The organism is Bartonella sp. MF74HXZ, assembly GCF_042194445.1.
Classification (GTDB): domain Bacteria; phylum Pseudomonadota; class Alphaproteobacteria; order Rhizobiales; family Rhizobiaceae; genus Bartonella; species Bartonella grahamii.
The window spans coordinates 213,674-231,186 of record NZ_JBHIMW010000004.1 but is presented as its reverse complement, the minus strand read 5'-3'; the positions used below and the strand labels follow the sequence as shown (position 1 = coordinate 231,186).

Genomic DNA, 17,513 nt, shown 5'->3' with positions numbered 1-17,513 from the left:
TTTTCCTTAGCAATACTGATTGGACTATCAATTCTTCCCCCACACCCTAAAGGCATCAACAACCTTCCTGCAACAAAGAAATTTATAATTACAAAACCACTGGTGCTAAGTCTTAGATATGTATTAAATTTTTCATCATTGATTGAACTTAATCTGCATCTCTACGAACAACGACAATAACCAAGCCGTTAATCCAGCTCTTGAATCCATTTACGAGTCATCCCGCGCGCCCTCCCCTTCAGCTCCAACACAAAAAACGCTCTGAGCATTCTCTCCTCAAGAGGACTCTTTATTCTTCTTCATCACTTTTCTGCGGCGGGGGCGGTAAAATATAAGCGCCAGAAAGCCAACGATTAAGATCAATGGCTCGGCACCGTGTGGAACAAAAAGGATAGGCGTTTTGTTGTGACATTTGACCACAAATCGGACAAGGATGCGGAGGACGAGTCTCTTTTTGCAAATTTAGCTCTTTTTTTTCTTGGCGCATCTTTGTCATCTGCCCCTTCATTAATTTTTCTTCTGTTCCTTTTTTTTCATTTTTGCTTTTCTCTTTTTGTTGCTTTTCACCTTGCATTGATCTTGCCTTAAAGTTTTTCTAATGCACTTCTTCAGCCCAGTGCGTGAAAAGTGGATAGTGATAAGCGGTCAAGAGATCGACTGTTTCAGCCAACGGTAAACCAACCACATTGGAGTAAGAACCAGCCATATGGACAACGAAAGCGCCGGCTTTTCCCTGAATAGCGTAGCCACCAGCTTTCCCTTGCCATTCACCAGAAGCAAGGTAAGCCTTCATCATAGCAGAAGTTAAGCGTCTAAAACGGACACGACTTTCAACCAATTTTACGGTTATTTTTCCACGTTCATTGAGCGCACAAACGGCGCCATAGACCTTGTGCGAACGCCCAGAAAGGTATCGCAAACATTCATAAGCCTCGTCTTCACCCTCTGGTTTGGGGAGAATGGTGCGCCCCACAGCCACCACCGTATCAGCAGCCAAGATAATCATTTTCTGTTGAGGTAATTTTTCTTGACCATTCTGCAACTCTTCTTGACCATTCTGATCGTACCAGCGCAAAATTTCTTGGGCTTTCAGGGCTTTTTCTTTTGCCAAACGTTTGGCAAGGTTTGCAGGATGTTCTTTTAATTTTGGCGTTTCATCAATATCGCTTGCACAAACCTGCTGAGGATCAATCCCTATTTGTGCTAAGAGCGCTAAACGTCTTGGCGAAGCGGAAGCAAGCACCAAATGAATTCCTTCTGTAAGAGCATCTGCCAAACGTTTTTTCCCCCACTCTCTTATATTTTTCATTTCCACCCCTTCACAATCGACTTCCCTCTCACCCCTTTTAAACACCCCCTTTTACGCGCCCCCTTTTTAAACGCCATTAATCTCCTTGATCTTTTTCCGCATTGATTTTACAGTTTTTCAGTGCCATTCAAACACTCCCCTTTTTTCACTCATGAAAAGCAAGCTTAAAAACTGTTAAAAAATAATAGAAATAATATGATGGCTTTTACAAAAAAGCGCAAGCCACCCCTTAGGCTACTTATAGCGATATGTAATGCGCCCTTTTGTCAAATCATAAGGTGTCATTTCCACCATGATTTTATCACCTGCCAACACGCGAATACGATTTTTTCGCATTCTACCAGCAGTATGCGCAATAATTTCATGATCATTTTCCAGTTTCACACGAAACATTGCGTTCGGTAAGAGTTCAGTAACGATACCAGAAAATTCTAAAACTTCTTCTTTTGACATAAACAAACATTTCCTTTACAGTGCACATATTTTGTTAAGCTGTGCGTTATTTCCAGCGTTCATATCCTATTTTCTTGAGTTTGTGAATAAAAATTCAACAAAAAGAGAAAGGTTTTTCAAGTTTACTCTCTCATGCGCTCAAAAAACATCACCACACATATCACCACAGATATTGAGGCTCAAAACTTTCTCTCCACTAATTTTACCCACCCATTTCCTCCAATTTTATGATGATCTTGATTTCAGAGTGACGAGAAATTACGCTGAAATTTCTCCCCCTCAAGCGTTCTCCCAACGCCTCTGACTATCCTCCACGACTTACAAACAATCCTCATCCCTCCAACTTTACCTCACCTTCCACACCCTAAACACGCGCCATTTGGATAAATGCGAACACTTCTCCCCATCCAGAAGCCCCCTCCTTTTTTCAAAAACATCCTTCACAAATCCATCCACGATATGCTCTACAGCCTTTCTCCACTCTCTATGCATTTCCCGTACAGCCTGCCCCATTTTTCCTCTCTCCACACACTTCCTCTAAGCCACTCCTTCTATTTATGTTGCTCTCCCAGCTTGAAAACACGATCCCTATACATTCCGTCTCATTAACCACAACGCCCCCTAACGACATAAAGCCTTTTCCTTTTTTTTGCACATTTCTGTTTTCACGCTTTTACACATTTACAGAAAGCAACCAAATGAAACTTCCACCCCACCCCGTGCTGCTCTGAAAACAATGCTCGACATCCCAGCTTCTTACCCAACACCCCCACGCACTTCAGATCCCCACCCCACAAACTTCAGATCCCCCCTCAAATGACACCACTTCATCAAGTACCATAAGCCAAGCGCTATCTCCTCACACCATCCTTCATGCATCCCTTCGCACCCCCGCCTTTTATCCACACCACACCCCTCTAATCTGTTCATTCTCATTCCCCACACCCTCTCTCCTCTCTCGTCAATGCACCCACCTCTTCATCCAAACTTCCCCTCCCTTCATAGACTCTTCATCCCTCACACCCTCTCTTTTCTCTCATCAACGCACCCTCGCCTCTTCATCTCCAAACCCCAATCTTCTCTCCACATTCCATGCCATGCCAAAAGCATACACACAGCACAAATCCTCCGCATCACTTTTACAGATATACATTTTTACGCTTTTACGTCATTACAGAAAGAAGCCAAATGAAACTCCCACACCACCCCGCGCTGCTCTGAAAACAATGCTCGACATCCCAGCTTCTTACCCAACACCCCCACGCACTTCAGATCCCCCTCAAACGGGACTGTTTCATCAGACCAGATAAAGAAATCCAGCCTAAATATTCATCACACTCTAAAAAACACCTTGATAAATTGATATGCCTGATATCACCCCACCCCTATAAGCTCCCCTTCTAATTATGATTTCGGAGCCGCGTGAGAGGGTGAGTTCCACCGTGTCAGCCTGTGGAGAGGAAGGCTCTGGCCAATGTCCTGTGACTTTGGTGAAACCAGCCTCGAAGAAGCAGGAAATCAACAGTATATTTAATCAGAAATGATTATATTTACATAAGTTTGATAGAACGGACAAAACAAGCCGTTAGGTTCTTTGTCAAGGACGCCGTTAGGCGCCCTTGTAAGGGTTTCCTTGACCTTAAGAACCAAGACTTGTTAGTCTCCTCATTAAACGCGGTCTGATCTCATGATTTTGGTGAGCGTTCCGGAGAGTTTGAGAGGCGGAAAGCCTCTCATTAAAAAATAAAGTTTATAAATAAAAACTATTTTTATTTGCCAATCTCCTGAAATTACTTTATCACTTAAAGTGTAATTTTGATCGTCCACGCAACGATCAAGAGGGAAAACAAGCCCTAAACCCTAGCGTAAAAATGAACCCACTTTTGTGGGGGGCCCGGAATTCCGGGAGTTTTTGCTATGTCCAAGTGCTTTAAGCACTAAAAGCAAAAAAACTGACTAGGGTTCAGTACTTGTGACTCCCGGAATACCAATGCGAGGGCGCTCGCAACCGGAGGGGGGCTTGAAGTGCAAACCAAAATCCAAATTTTATCGACATTTCTATAGAAAAAAAACGCGATTTATAATCCATATTTCGCACTTTTTTAAAGAGTACCCAATCTTAAGCCTTTGAGATTATTTTCATTTTTCTTGCCAATATACTGAAATTACTTTATCACTTAAAGTGTGATTTTAATCGTCTACGCAACGATCAATAGGGAAGACGAGCCCTAAGCTCTAGCGTAAAAACGAACCCGCTTTACGGATATCTTGAGATTCCGGGAGTTTTTGCTATGTCCAGGTGCTTTAAGCACTAAAAGCAAAAAAACTGACTCGGATTCAGTACTTTTAGACTCCCGGAATACCAATGCGAGGGCGCTCGCAACCGGAGGGGGCTTTAAGTGCCAACTAAAAATCCAAATTTTATCGACATTTTGATAGGCAAAAGAATCCGTCACAGACGCATTTCAATGGGACTTTCCCAAAAAGAATTAGGAAGCTATTTAGGCGTCAGTTTTCAACAAATCCAAAAATACGAAAAAGGCTTAAATCGTGTAAGCGCAGGGTGTTTACTCGAAATCGCCCAAAAACTGGATGTTCCCATAAGCTTTTTTTATGCAGACATTGCCACAAAAGAAAATCTTTCAATACATGTCTCACACTATGATCAAGAAACATACAGCGAAAAAGAACTCACCCTTTTGAAAAACTTTAGAGAACTCCAGCCGAAAAAACAAAAAGCAATCTTGTGGTTGATTTCTGATTAAGCAAAAGCGTAACAATTAACATTATTCCATTCATATACCCCCTTAAGTCAAATTCAAACCAGCACACCACACCTCTCAAAGAGCAGTGTTTTACGGCATAATAGAATAGAAAGATTTTGATTTTTCTTGCCAATTTTCTGAAATTGCCTTATGAATTAATACTGTAAGTTTGGTCGTATACGCAACGACCAATAGGGAACTGAAAACCCGAAGACTTGACACATGAATTTATCCCGCATTGCGGGTATCCCGGAATTCCGGGAGATTTTGCTATGTCCAGGTGCGCTCTAGCACTAAAAGCAAAAAGCTGAGTCAAGTCAGTGTTTTCAGACTCCCGGAATACCAATGCGAGGGCGCTCGCAACCGGAGGGGGCTTGAAGTGCCAACTAAAAATCCAAATTTTATTGATATTTCTATAGGTAAAAGAATTCGTCACAGACGCATTTTAATGAGCCTTTCCCAAAAAGAATTAGGAAGCTATTTAGGCGTCAGTTTCCAACAAATCCAAAAATATGAAAAAGGCTTAAATCGTGTAAGCGCAGGGTGTTTACTCGAAATCGCTCAAAAACTGGATGTTCCCATAAGCTTTTTTTATGCAGATATTGCCCCAAAAGAAAATCTTTCAACACATGCCTCACACTATGATCAAGAAACATACAGCGAAAAAGAACAGGCACTTTTAAAAAACTTTAGAGAACTCCAGCCGAAAAAACAAAAAGCAATCTTGTGGTTGATTTCTGATTAAGCAAAAGAGTAACAATTAACATTATTTGCCAATATATCCAACTCCCCCTACAAACTTCAGATCACCACCCCTCAAAGGATGATGTTTCATCAAACGCGACAGATACGTCCTATTCTAAAATATTCTTGCCCCTTCACCACTCTAAAGTAAGATCACTAAAAGCACCGATCAATCCCTCTTCAAAAGGCAACTTTGCCCCTCTATTTCCTCACATCCTCTCTTCTCTCTCATCAACACACCCGCTCCTTCATCCCAACCCCTCCCTTCACAGACTCTTCATCCCTCACATCCTCTCTTCTCTCTCATCAACACACCCGCCCCTTCATCCCAACCCCTCCCTTCACAGACTCTTCATTCCCTCACACCCTCTCTTCTCTCGTCAATGCACTCGTCTCTTCATCCAAACCCCTCCCTTCACAGACTCTTCATTCCCTCACACCTTCTCCTCTCTCGTCAATGCACCCGCCTCTTCATCCAAACCCCTCCCTTCACAGACTCTTCATTCCCTCACACCCTCTCCTCTCTCGTCAATGCACCCGCCTCTTCATCCAAACCCCTCTCTTCATAGACTCTTCATCCCTCACACCCTCTCTTCTCTCTCATCAACGCACCCGCCTCTTCATCCAAACCCCTCCCTTCACAGACTCTTCATTCCCTCACACCCTCTCTTCTCTCTCATCAACGCACCCGCCTCTTCATCCAAACCCCTCTCTTCATAGACTCTTCATTCCCTCACATCCTCTCTTCTCTCTCGTCAATGCACCCGCCTCTTCATCCCAACCCCTTTCTTCACAGACTCTTCATCCCTCACACCTTCTTCTCTCTCATCAACGCACCCGCCTCTTCATCCAAACTTCCCCTCCCTTCACAAATGCGTCCCCCTAGTTCTCTGACCACATTCCATGCCATGCCAAAAGCATACACACAGCACAAATCCTCCACATCACTTTTACAGATATACATTTTTACGCTTTTACGTCATTACAGAAAGCAGAAAATCTGTAAAAAATGCATTACACAATAACGCTTTCAACAACTGTCTTTAAAATCTCACCTCCCTTTTCATTTAAATCCCCCTATTTTCACTTAAATCATAGGTATAAACCGCCCTATTATTTGCATTGACCAGCATAAAATTTTTCGACAAATTCTAGCTATCAAAAGGGTTCATAAGAAGCATTTTACGACTTTTAAAAGAATTTTTATTTACATCCAGCGCTTTCTTATAACGTACGAGAGTACATTTAATTGATTGACTATAAGAAAATTTGAAATGAGAGAACCTTTTCGTTTTTCTCATTCAACATCCGCAACGATAACTTATCCTTATAAATCACCGTATTTTTTCGTAAGACAAAACGCACAAAACACAATATACTTGCGTTGCATATTCACACGCTTGTTTTAAAGAAAAATCTCTCAACGCTCATCACACCCATTTCGCAAACGCTATTCATAAAGGCATGGAAAAACCCCCATGAAGGGAATAAAATCCATTCAACCCTCCCTATCTTTACGCTTATGGAGAAACAAGGCAGGCACTATCACAAAAACTCTGCCAGCTCCCAATGTTGCGGACAACCTTCAGTTCAAGAGACAATTCATTAAAGGCATGCCTTTCTTGTACAGTTTTTACCCACATGACCCCCCCACTTATGATGTGCAAGCAAGTCATTTTAATTGATTCAATATGAGAGAACGGGTGATGAGAAAATCTTATTATATTCAGCGTTGTGCTTCACGTTGAAAATGATAATTTATCATTATAAATCAACATATTAACAAAAAATAGAGTCACCCAGACGCTTTATTTTTTCTAAAAAAGGCTTCACACTGAAAAAAACATCTAAAAATTAGATAAAAAAAAAGGTTTGCCTCTAATAAACAAACCCCTGTAGAAAATTATCAGATAATCTTCAAAATTTTAAATTAATCCCTCTAAAAGCAGCAAAGATACTTCAGAAGCATCAAAATGAATACAAGAACTTATTTAACACAACGTTAAGAAAAATCAAGAAGAAAAAACTTTATCGTTTTTTATCGTTAATGCACCTTTAAAAAACGAGTTTTTTAACCCACGCAGCTCAACAATTTGGGGCTGCCCTATAAACGCCTCCGACCAATCCCTTCATCTCCCTCAAAAGACCGTATAAAAGGTTCACAGAGCAGGTCTTCGCTAAAAAAATACCAATCGCAAGCGCTCATAAAAGCCAGTGTTGGCATAAAAGATCAGCTTATCGAATAAGCTTGCTGAAATGTCTTCCCAATCAATAAAAATGCACTTTAAAAAACGAGGCTTCTTAACCCACACAGCTCAACAATTTGGGGCTGCCCTATAAACGCCTCCGACCAATCCCTTCATCTCCCTCAAAAGACCGTATAAAAGGTTCACAGAGCAAGTCTTCGCTAAAAAATACCAATCGCAAGCGCTCATAAAAGCCAGTGTTGGGATAAAAGATCAGATTATCGAATAATCTTGCTGAAATGTCTTCCCAATCAATAAAAAAGAAGCGGACTTTTAAATATTTCCGCCTCTTTAACAATAAACCATGATGAGGGATTATTTAAAAATTTCAAGACTATGAAGGGAACCAATTTGATAACAATTCATACCTTACAGGATCATCGGCACATTGTCCACCACCACATTCCAGTATGGTAGAAATCAAATTTGCCGCAATCAAAAACACAAATAAAAAACTTGCCGTTTTACTCAAAAATGGAAAAGGAGAAAATTCTTTGAACTTGTGTGCCAATTCGCCTAAAATCATGACAAATGAGACAGCAAAGATACAAAGGACAGAAATAATGAAAGCCCAAGTATAAAAATGCAATCCAAAGAACGTTGAACCATATCCCAAATCATCAGGTGTGATATGCAAAAACACTTGCCGTGCTGCAACGGCACTCGTTACCATACAACCGAGAATAACCATACCATAATGGGTATTTTTCACCTTATGGTGAATATTGAGCAAGAACCCACAACCTGCCAGCATCAATCCAACGCGCTGTAGCAAACAAAGGGGACAGGGTAACTCAAACTTTACCAATTGATAATAAAAAGCCACCACCAAGACAATGGATAACCCAATGAGTCCTAGCGTATTCATAAAGATGACGAAGTGAGGGTTTTTTTGTTCAACTTGTTCCATGGCTATTCTCTCAAAAAGATAAATTTAAAGTAGAAGTTGCGTGATGATTGAAAGTGAGAAGAATGACAACGAATAAAATTGCCCACAAAGCATAACTTATATTTTTTTTGCCATACATAGTCGTTATTGCAGTACCTAAAGCGATTAAAAATGGAAAAAACATAGCTTTAAATCTCCTTTACATCCGGTGTTTAACTCTTAATTTATTTCAGCTTCCACCATTATTACAAAATTGGGCAAAAAAGAGACCATGGATTTATTATTCACAATTCGTCATTCACTTTTCTTGTCATTATATCTAAGTGAAAAAACAACGAACCATATAATCGCTAAGAAACACATCCCAACAAAAGCACAAAAGCGCTGATTATTCGCTGCCCTTTATATCAGCTATTATTAAAGATATATCAACGATTATAAAGAGCACATTCCCCCACTCAATTAAAAGAATCACTTGAACAGCAAAATAAATAGCCTTTGAAATTAAGAGATCGACATCTCTTTTTTCTCAAAAGAATATCCTCACTTTGCAACGCATTTTCGCCATAAAAATCTCTTTTTCTCATGAGCAATTTTTCAAATTGCAGCAGACCTCATAGTATATGGTGACCATGTTTATTTTAGCAAATAAAAATGAGATATTTTTTTAAAAAAACTTACAATCAATGGCTTTCCCCCGATGTATTTTTTCCTCTTACCTTAAATAAACGGCAATTCCGCAGCTCAACAGCCTCATAGGTCCAACACCACCCCTTAACCACCCCTTAACACCTCCCCCTCAAAAGAAGTGCTTCATGACCTTCAATACTTTAATTTTTCATCTCTCGAAATCCCCCTTTAAATTTTTAGCTTTCCATCTTATTTGAAAAATAACTGTTTCTCTGTCATCAATTGGCTTTGCAAAGAGAATATAAAACTTTAAAAAAATAATGATAAAGAATCGCATTGAACCTTTGAAAAGGATGGTGAATGATGAAAAAATCATGTGATGTCGCGATTTTAATGGGGAGCCAATCGGATTGGCAAACGATGTGCCATAGTGCAGATATTTTGACAAATCTTGGTATTTCTCATAGTTCGCATATTGTCTCAGCACACCGAACCCCTGAACGCCTTTATCAATTTGCAAAAGAAGCAAAAGACGCAGGATTTAAAGTTTTAATCGCCGGTGCAGGGGGCGCAGCGCATCTTCCTGGTATGCTAGCAGCCCTTACGCCTCTTCCTGTTTTTGGCGTTCCAGTGCATTCTCATTCTCTTTCTGGTCAAGATTCTTTGCTTTCAATTGTGCAAATGCCAGCAGGGATACCCGTCGGCACATTAGCAATTGGCAAAGCAGGTGCAATTAATGCAGCACTTTTAGCCGCAGCCGTTATGGCCATTTATGATCATGATCTCGCCCAGCGATTACAAGATTGGCGTCAACAACAAACAGCCAATGTCGCCAAAACGCCTGTAACGGAGGTTTAAAATGGCACCGTTTTCCAACACGCCCCCCTCATCCAACACCACCCTCTCATCCAACACCACCCTCTCATCCAACACCACCCCCTCATCCAACACCACCCCCTCATCCAACACGCCCCTCTCATCCAACACCACCCTCTCATCCAACACGCCCCTCTCATCCAACGCACCCCTCTCGTCCAACACGCCCCTCTCGTCCAACACGCCCCTCTCGTCCAACACGCCCCTCTCATCCAACACGCCCCTCTCATCCAACACCACCCTCTCATCCAACACACCCCTCTCATCCAACACCACCCTCTCATCCAACACACCCCTCTCATCCAACACCACCCCCTCATCCAACACCACCCTCTCATCCAACACCACCCTCTCATCCAACACCCCCCCCTCACCTAACATGTTACCTCCAGGCAGCGTCATTGGTTTAATCGGCGGCGGACAGTTAGCACGGATGCTCGCCATAGCGGCCGCAGAATTAGGATTTCGAACAGTTATTTTTTGCCCTGAGTCCGATTGCCCAGCCGCTCAAACAGCGAACAGCCATATTGTTGCCTCCTATGACGATACATCAGCTTTAGATCATTTTATTTCTCAGTGTGATGTTGTCAGCTATGAATTTGAAAATCTTTCGCTTCAAACGGTTCAATATGTAGAGAAGAATAAGCCTGTTTATCCTTCTTCCAAAGCATTAGAGATCACGCAAGATCGACTTTTTGAGAAGCAATTTTTGCGTGATCAAGGGATTGGCACTGCCTCATGGTATGCTGTTGACAATTCTTCTTCTCTTCTTTCTGGTCTCGATGCCTTAGGCGGACGCGGTCTTTTAAAGACGCGTCGTTTTGGTTATGATGGAAAAAACCAGATCAAACTTGATCGCCCCGATGAACAAACCCTTGACGAAGCCTTAAGGACTTTTCAGGAGCAGCCTTGTATTTTGGAAGAAATAGTTCCTTTTTTATCGGAAATTTCGGTTCTCTCGGCTCGCACAAAACAAGGGGAACATATTTTTTATGATTGCCCTGAAAACCAACACAAAAACGGGATTCTTCATAAATCCTTTGTTCCATCACATATTCCACTTAACGTGCAAAAAGCAGCCCAAGAAATCAGCCTAACAGTAATGAATGCGCTCGATTATGTTGGTGTTCTTTGTATTGAGTTTTTTGTCTTAACGGATGGTCATCTTTTAGTAAATGAACTCGCGCCGCGTGTACATAATTCTGGTCATTGGACACAAAAAGCATGCATAACTTCACAATTTGAACAGCATATCCGTGCTATTTGCGGTCTTCCCTTAGGCAGCACATACCGTCATAGCGATTGCCAAATGACAAATCTTCTTGGGAACAATTTAAGCACGTTAAAATATTTTCTCACGCAAGAGCGCACCTCGATCCATTTATATGGCAAAAGCACTGTTCAACCCTACCGCAAAATGGGGCATGTCATCCAATTAATGGGACCAGCCAACAAATCTTAACGCTCACACATAAAAACGCTTTTACCCCCAATGAACTGAAAAACATCCTCTTCACCCCTCACGTAAAATAAAAAACCTCAAACAGAAGACACTTGTTTTGCCAATTTACGCACTTAGTTTTAACACGCGCTTATTTTAAAGAAACATTTGGCCAATGCACATTGCCACCACTTCACAGTAGCCCCCCATCATAGAGTATAAAAGCTCTCGGTAATAACTTAAACATTCATAGTGCACCACCCTCTTAAAACTCATGAAGCGTAAACGCCAGCCTCATCACACCATTTTGCCAGTCCCTAATGTTGCAATACTCTCTTGCACTTGAAAGCATTTATAAAAGACCGTTTTATTCCTTACTCTTCAAGTGTCTTTACCCGTACACCAATCCCGCTTGTGATATGCAAGCAGCAAATGCTATGGTCAAAGATACACAGATTTGCAATGAGAAAACCATAATACTATGCGAAACTCTTAAGTTTTCTATGTTTACTATGAACAATAGAAATTAATCCTTATCAATTCATCCCTTTTGTCTTCATCATGCAATTTATTTTCTAGGTTTTAAGAGCAAACTTTAAGAATATCCTCACACACTAACAAAAAACACCTCATGGTATAAATTTTACATAAGCCTTCTACACCGCCTAAACGATGATATTTTACGGAAAAACAGGTTTCTCTTCTTACAAATGAGAAGCTTTTACTTGTTCCCACTTTTTATCCTTCTTTTTTGCGAGAATATTTTTACCTTCAAGGCAACCATTAACCCACTATAGGAAATGTATAATACACCCTTGACAAGAATAAGACTTCTTGTTAGACTTCTCTTACTTTTTTTGCAATTTTCACTTATTCGTTGTGCTAATGAAGTGTGTCAATGCGTGCCTTAAGAGTACGCTTTTCTTATTTGTGATCACAGTGAAAAAGTGTGTCGTGTGACGTTATGATGCAAGTACGATATCGCAATGCAATGTTCACAGAGTGAACAGTGTATTGGGGTTTTGGTATTGTATTTTCGTGTTTTAATGTTGTATTATAGTGTTGTATTACGTAAACTGTTTAACGGTGAATATGATGAAAATTAAAAATTCGCTTAAAGCACTAAAGGAGCGCCACCGTAACAATCGTTTGGTGCGTCGTAAGGGTCGTATTTATATTCTTAATAAAACGAACCCACGTTTTAGAGCGCGTCAGGGCTAATTCTTTTAGGGTTAATGTTTTTATGCCTACTTTTTGTAGGCTTAAAAATTTTTTCTTAAAGTTTTTTTGGTTATAAGTCCGTTGGTTACGAGTCCATTGTTTGATAATATTTGGTGATTTATCTTTTGGGGGCTTGTTTTTATGGATTCTTCTATTTTTCTAAAAGCTTTTCGATTTTTTCAACTGCGTTTTTTCTGTATTTTCCAGCGCATTTTTTTTCTTTTCTTTGTTGGCATTTTTTGTTTTGTTCCCTCGAGCTATGGGCAAAATCCTCCTTCGCTTCCTGAAGATCGTCCTTCTCCACAATCGCTTTTACCATTAGATGATCTTATTCCCAATTCTCCTGCCCCTTCCTCAATGCCCTCTGATTCTGATTTGTCTGCGATTACTCTTGAAGAGTTTGACAAAGAGCAGCTTTCCCATATTGACAGAGTTAAGCAACGCAAAGAAGCCGAAATTTTACGTTTACTGAAAGAGTTGAAATATTGTGCTGATGTTTCTCAAGCAAAAAAGATCAGTCAACAACTTCAACATTTATGGTCCCAATCGGGGAGTGAGACGATTGATCTTTTAATGTCATGGGCTGAAAGTGCGATCAGTAGCGACGATTATGGACTTGCACTTGATTATATTGATAATGCTATTGCACTTTTACCTACTCACGCTGAAGCTTGGGTAAGACGTGCTTGGATTCACATTCAACTAAACGATTTCAAGCTTGCCATGCTTGATCTCAACCATGCTCTTGAACTTGAGCCGCGCAACTATATAGCTTTTTTTGAACTTGGCGTTACCATGGAAGCAACAGAGCGTCCAAAACTTGCCATTAAAGCTTATGAAACAGCATTAGAGTATTACCCCCAAATGCGGAGGGTTCAAAAGCGCGTGCAAGCTCTGTTAGACGAACAATCACCACAATCTCTTTGAAACCATTCAAAAACGAGACGCTTTACGCATCCTTTCAAACTTGGATAAGACGCAAGCCAGCTTTACATTCCACTCAATAAACTAAAAGCCCCTGCTTATCACCACACCATCAAACGCCCCCCACGCAATTGACCCCACTCCACGCAATTAACAATGTCTTTTTTGAATTTTGACCTGTTTTGTATTGAAGGCAGCTTCCAAACACTTCCAATATACCCTCTACAGAATTTCTTCTCATAGCAAGCAAACGCTTCACACCTGAGTCTTCTTCACACCACCTCTTTTTTTTACATCCCTCCATCATGGATAAAAAATTTGTAAATACGATCCTCAAAAAATATTTTTTGAAAAAAGCTTAAAACATCGCTAAGCACCTTTGATAAACTGTCATCGTCTTTTTTTATTTTTATGAGCTTCAACCATAGCGGAGCACATACCGTATCGGCTCTCCTCCACCCCTCAAAGTTGATAAAACAGCACTGAAATATTCCCTACAAGGAAAAAACTTCAAAGACGCAATGTCAGTTAAACAAACATCCTTGAATAAAAAATATTCCCCTTCAAAGCTTCTCCAAGCATTCCCGCGAAACATAAAAATCAAGCGATTGCCAATAAACCGTTATGCCTCACTCAATCACCCACCCCTACTCATATTTTTTGCTTTTTTTACTTTGAATAAAGCGTTCTATATATCATACAGCCATTTCCAGCAGCCACCAGCAAGATTGTAAAACCATCTTGAAAAAACTTTATGAAAAATAAGAGATTGCAGTTATTTTATCTCTAGCAGAAGATCTGAAATTGTTTTATATTAAGGAGGGTGTTCTGCGCTTCTCGACAGGAAATAACGTATTCCTGAGACCTTAATGATCTCCAAGGGAGCTGTCCCTGATCAAGCCCGTGGGCTTTTTCATATGGCGCCCACCTATTTGTATAGGTTCCCGGGATCAGCTTTTTCCATCGGCTGTTGTGGATCACCCTTTTTTACATCAAAATTTTTCCAGATAAAAATTGAGAGCATCCTTTTACATAAGACCAATGACGATACTCTCTTTTCAAGAAATAAAAATTACGTTGAGCTTTATTTTATAAAACAGACAGCACTTACAAAAATAATCCCCTCTGTGAATCTGCTTCATCCCTTGGCACGCAAGCAGCGCAAAAGCGGTTTGTTGCATCAAGATGCCCTACCATAAGAGCGCACATTTTTTCATGAGCACAGCTCTTGTCCTAACAGAGATTTACAAAACGCCAACAATGGATAAAATGCCAGCATCTTATAAAAAAACTGGCGAGACAATGACACATAATCCCCTCTGTGAATCTGCTTCATCCCTTCGTACACAGCAGCGCAAAAGCGGGTTTGTTGCATCAAGATGCCCTACTATAAGAGCGCACATTTTTTCATGAACACAGCTCTTGTCCTAACAGAGATTTACAAAACGCCAACAATAGATAAAATGCCAGCATCTTATAAAACAACTGGCGAGACAATGACACATAATCCCCTCAGTGAATCTGCTTCATCCCTTCGTACACAGCAGCGCAAAAGCGGTTTATCGCGTCGTGATGCTCTTTTAATAGAAGAGCGTGCACTCTTTTCGCAGCGTGCTTGTTGCCACTTTATTGAATACCTTGAAAAAAAGGGGACAGATTTTTCACGCCTCATTTTAGCAGGCTATTGGCCCATTAAATCGGAAATTGACCCGCGTCCTTTACTGGATGCTGTAGCATTACGCGGCGGACGTTTAGCCTTACCAGCAGTGCTTGATTCCACCACCATGGTTTTCCGTGCATTTTCTCCCAGCACAATTTTAGAGCCCATGCGTTTTGGCACCTTTGGTCCCAGTGCAGACAATAGCGTTGTTGTCCCCAATAATATTATTGTTCCGCTTTCTGCGTTTGATCGTCAATGTCACCGTCTTGGCTATGGAGGAGGATATTATGACCGTGCGGTTGAAGCTCTTGAAAAACAAGGGCATCAAATGGCATTATGGGGCATAGGATTTTCATGTCAGGAGGTTTCCTCTATTCCCGCAGCAGAACATGATCTACAGGTACAGGGAATTTTTACAGAAAAAGGTTTCTTAAAATGTTAAAATGTGATTAAAGCGCCTATGCGTTTTTTATTTTTAGGTGACATTGTTGGTAACACAGGCTGTAAAGCTGTTTTTGAACACCTTCCTCAACTGATTGAGAAATGGCAGCTTGATTTTGTTGTGGTAAATGGTGAGAATGCCTCTGGTGGTTTTGGTCTCACACAAGAGACGTATCAAGATCTTTTGATGGCCGGTGTTGATGTTGTGACCACGGGCAATCATGCTTTTTCTCACAAAGAAGCATTGCAGTATGCCCATGAGAGTGATCGTTTTTTACGCCCTGCCAATTTTTCGAAAGAAACTCCTGGAAGAGGAGCTGGTATTTTTACGGCAAAAAATGGAGCCCGTGTTCTTGTCGCCAATCTGTTGGGCAACGTTTTTATGCCATGCAAAGTAGAAGATCCATTTGAAACAGCGGAAAATATTCTTTTAGCCTGTTCGTTGATGGAGCAAGCCGATACGGTTATTTTTGACTTTCACGCAGAAACGACAAGCGAGAAGCAATGTTTTGGCCATTTTCTTGATGGTCGTGTGAGTGTTATCGTTGGCACACATACGCATATTCCCACGGCTGACGCGCAAATCTTAGAAGGTGGGAGCGCCTATTTAACGGATGCAGGCATGTGTGGAGATTACAACTCATCTCTTGGAATGGATAAAGAAGAACCCTTACACCGTTTTCTTTATAAGACGAAGCAAGGTCGTTTTGAACCGGCGTGTGGTCCCGCCACCCTTTGTGGTTTAGCAGTTGAGATTTCAGATCGCACAGGTTTAGCAGAAAAGGTCTCGGCGGTACGGATTGGTCCTCATTTAAAGCCTGAAGTTCCAGATTTTTGGTAGCTTCTTTTAAGCCACCCCCTTTGATGATCGCTCTCCACTGGGCGCCCTTTGGATGATTGCTCTCCAATGTTTCCTTTTGAGAACTTTTTTGGCAAGACGATTTTTCAAGCCCTTTCCAAATCCCTAAAAACGCTGCACCCTCCAATTTGCCTAACACAAATAAGTCACCCTTTAAAAAGGGGAAAGGTCCAAATTTTCATGATTTTCAAAATGACGAGAAGGTGGTTTTATTGGGACATTTCTGCGGGGGGGGGGAGGGAGAAATGCTAACCCCCTTCTCTGAAAAAGGGTTTATATAATAATTGATTATTTAGCAAGAGAATCTTTAATTTTTTTTTGATTCTAACGAAAATTTAATCTTAAAATTGCTTTCTGCTTTTTAGGTTTGAGCTCTCTAAAACTTTTCAAAAGGACTTGCTCTTCTTTGCTCGAGATCCTTTCATCATAAGGATACAAGACGTCTTCTTTTGTTGAGAGATCAGCGTAAAAAAAGGAAATGGGAACATTGAGAATATCAGCAATTTCTTGTAAACGCCCCGCCCCTATACGATTAGAGCCTTTTTCATATTTTTGGATTTGTTGAAAAGTCACACCTAACTGGCTGCCTAATTGCTTTTGCGACATTCCCAGCATTGTTCTTTTAAAGCGAATTTTTCTGCCTATCGAAATATCGTTAAAGTGTGGATTTTTAGCTTTCACTTCAAGCTCCCCTGCCGGTTGCGAGCGCCTCTTATGCGTATTCCGGGAGTCAAAAACACTGAATCCGAGTCAGCTTTTTTGCTTTTAGTGCTAGAGCGCACTTGGACATAGCAAAAACTCCCGGAATCTCGCGATACTTATAAAGCAGGCTAATGTCTCAGCTTGGATTTTCAGGCCTTGGGTTCCACCATTCCACACTGTACGACGAGAACCCTGGTGCTTGTTCATAAAATAATTTCAGGAGACCAGCAATAAAAATTAAAACAGTGTTTCTTATCTCATGAGACAATCAAACACAAAATTGCTTTCTGCTTTTTAGGTTTGAGCTCTCTAAAACTTTTCAAAAGGACTTGCTCTTCTTTGCTCGAGATCCT

At 40.9% G+C, this 17,513-nt stretch carries 18 protein-coding genes, 1 other RNA gene and 1 pseudogene; 9 read left to right on the top strand and 11 right to left on the bottom strand.

The window, feature by feature from the left end:
- Window positions 1–289 precede the first annotated feature (289 nt).
- The 4 genes from yacG to ACFIJ8_RS05235 form a co-directional block, all read right to left on the bottom strand.
- Complete coding sequence (gene yacG / locus ACFIJ8_RS05250; RefSeq protein ID WP_375639148.1) at window positions 290–574, bottom strand: DNA gyrase inhibitor YacG; 285 nt, start codon at window positions 572–574, stop codon at window positions 290–292.
- A 21-nt stretch (window positions 575–595) separates the two neighbouring features.
- A complete protein-coding gene (locus tag ACFIJ8_RS05245) occupies window positions 596–1,309 on the bottom strand; it encodes a Maf family nucleotide pyrophosphatase (RefSeq protein WP_273788442.1) in 714 nt (237 codons plus the stop codon).
- Between the two features lie 234 nt (window positions 1,310–1,543).
- Complete coding sequence (gene infA, locus ACFIJ8_RS05240) at window positions 1,544–1,762, bottom strand: translation initiation factor IF-1 (protein ID WP_004857577.1); 219 nt, start codon at window positions 1,760–1,762, stop codon at window positions 1,544–1,546.
- A gap of 756 nt (window positions 1,763–2,518) precedes the next feature.
- On the bottom strand, window positions 2,519–2,692 hold the full coding sequence (locus ACFIJ8_RS05235; protein ID WP_273788441.1) for a hypothetical protein: 174 nt from the start codon (window positions 2,690–2,692) through the stop codon (window positions 2,519–2,521).
- Between the two features lie 1,469 nt (window positions 2,693–4,161).
- Between ACFIJ8_RS05235 and ACFIJ8_RS05230 the strand changes: the two genes are divergently transcribed.
- Together ACFIJ8_RS05230 and ACFIJ8_RS05225 are read left to right on the top strand one after the other, a co-directional pair.
- A complete protein-coding gene (locus ACFIJ8_RS05230) occupies window positions 4,162–4,527 on the top strand; it encodes a helix-turn-helix domain-containing protein (protein ID WP_375639147.1) in 366 nt (121 codons plus the stop codon).
- Window positions 4,528–4,906: 379 nt separating this feature from the next.
- Entirely contained in the window at window positions 4,907–5,272 is a 366-nt protein-coding gene (locus tag ACFIJ8_RS05225) for a helix-turn-helix domain-containing protein (protein ID WP_375628887.1), read from the top strand.
- Window positions 5,273–6,079: 807 nt separating this feature from the next.
- On the opposite strand, the gene ACFIJ8_RS05220 is transcribed toward ACFIJ8_RS05225, so the two are convergent.
- The 4 genes from ACFIJ8_RS05220 to ACFIJ8_RS05205 all read right to left on the bottom strand — a co-directional run bounded on the left by ACFIJ8_RS05220 (window position 6,080) and on the right by ACFIJ8_RS05205 (window position 8,590).
- Entirely contained in the window at window positions 6,080–6,235 is a 156-nt protein-coding gene (locus ACFIJ8_RS05220; RefSeq protein WP_375628885.1) for a hypothetical protein, read from the bottom strand.
- Window positions 6,236–6,791: 556 nt separating this feature from the next.
- Window positions 6,792–6,914 carry a hypothetical protein gene (locus ACFIJ8_RS05215; RefSeq protein WP_375639146.1) on the bottom strand — a complete coding sequence of 41 codons (123 nt, stop codon included), beginning with the start codon at window positions 6,912–6,914 and terminating at the stop codon, window positions 6,792–6,794.
- Between the two features lie 937 nt (window positions 6,915–7,851).
- Window positions 7,852–8,427: a disulfide bond formation protein B gene (locus ACFIJ8_RS05210; RefSeq protein ID WP_015856856.1), complete on the bottom strand. Its 576-nt coding sequence runs from the start codon at window positions 8,425–8,427 to the stop codon at window positions 7,852–7,854.
- 10 nt (window positions 8,428–8,437) lie between these two features.
- Window positions 8,438–8,590, bottom strand: a complete 153-nt coding sequence (locus ACFIJ8_RS05205) for a DUF5993 family protein (protein ID WP_015856857.1) — start codon at window positions 8,588–8,590, stop codon at window positions 8,438–8,440.
- 806 nt (window positions 8,591–9,396) lie between these two features.
- Here ACFIJ8_RS05205 and purE point away from each other — a divergent pair.
- Window positions 9,397–9,894 (top strand): 5-(carboxyamino)imidazole ribonucleotide mutase, encoded by a 498-nt coding sequence (gene purE, locus ACFIJ8_RS05200; RefSeq protein ID WP_015856858.1) that lies wholly within the window; start codon window positions 9,397–9,399, stop codon window positions 9,892–9,894.
- On the opposite strand, the gene ACFIJ8_RS05195 is transcribed toward purE, so the two are convergent.
- On the bottom strand, window positions 9,832–10,272 hold the full coding sequence (locus tag ACFIJ8_RS05195; RefSeq protein ID WP_375639145.1) for a hypothetical protein: 441 nt from the start codon (window positions 10,270–10,272) through the stop codon (window positions 9,832–9,834). The genes purE and ACFIJ8_RS05195 overlap by 63 nt on opposite strands.
- A gap of 19 nt (window positions 10,273–10,291) precedes the next feature.
- On the opposite strand from ACFIJ8_RS05195, the gene ACFIJ8_RS05190 reads away from it, so the two are divergent.
- The 6 genes from ACFIJ8_RS05190 to ACFIJ8_RS05165 all read left to right on the top strand — a co-directional run bounded on the left by ACFIJ8_RS05190 (window position 10,292) and on the right by ACFIJ8_RS05165 (window position 16,440).
- On the top strand, window positions 10,292–11,374 hold the full coding sequence (locus ACFIJ8_RS05190; RefSeq protein WP_375639144.1) for a 5-(carboxyamino)imidazole ribonucleotide synthase: 1,083 nt from the start codon (window positions 10,292–10,294) through the stop codon (window positions 11,372–11,374).
- A 1,074-nt stretch (window positions 11,375–12,448) separates the two neighbouring features.
- The gene (gene ykgO, locus ACFIJ8_RS05185) at window positions 12,449–12,574 is read left to right on the top strand and encodes a type B 50S ribosomal protein L36 (RefSeq protein ID WP_013545486.1); all 126 of its coding nucleotides are present in this window, start codon (window positions 12,449–12,451) and stop codon (window positions 12,572–12,574) included.
- 141 nt (window positions 12,575–12,715) lie between these two features.
- Entirely contained in the window at window positions 12,716–13,501 is a 786-nt protein-coding gene (locus ACFIJ8_RS05180) for a tetratricopeptide repeat protein (protein WP_375639143.1), read from the top strand.
- 819 nt (window positions 13,502–14,320) lie between these two features.
- Window positions 14,321–14,481, top strand: a non-coding RNA gene (ssrS, locus tag ACFIJ8_RS05175) — 6S RNA.
- 513 nt (window positions 14,482–14,994) lie between these two features.
- The gene (locus ACFIJ8_RS05170) at window positions 14,995–15,600 is read left to right on the top strand and encodes a 5-formyltetrahydrofolate cyclo-ligase (RefSeq protein WP_375628942.1); all 606 of its coding nucleotides are present in this window, start codon (window positions 14,995–14,997) and stop codon (window positions 15,598–15,600) included.
- Between the two features lie 18 nt (window positions 15,601–15,618).
- On the top strand, window positions 15,619–16,440 hold the full coding sequence (locus tag ACFIJ8_RS05165; protein WP_273788604.1) for a TIGR00282 family metallophosphoesterase: 822 nt from the start codon (window positions 15,619–15,621) through the stop codon (window positions 16,438–16,440).
- Between the two features lie 342 nt (window positions 16,441–16,782).
- On the opposite strand, the gene ACFIJ8_RS05160 is transcribed toward ACFIJ8_RS05165, so the two are convergent.
- Both ACFIJ8_RS05160 and ACFIJ8_RS05155 read right to left on the bottom strand, forming a co-directional pair.
- Window positions 16,783–17,139 carry a helix-turn-helix domain-containing protein gene (locus ACFIJ8_RS05160; RefSeq protein ID WP_375628874.1) on the bottom strand — a complete coding sequence of 119 codons (357 nt, stop codon included), beginning with the start codon at window positions 17,137–17,139 and terminating at the stop codon, window positions 16,783–16,785.
- 278 nt (window positions 17,140–17,417) lie between these two features.
- Window positions 17,418–17,513, bottom strand: a pseudogene (locus tag ACFIJ8_RS05155) (transcriptional regulator); the annotation flags it as partial.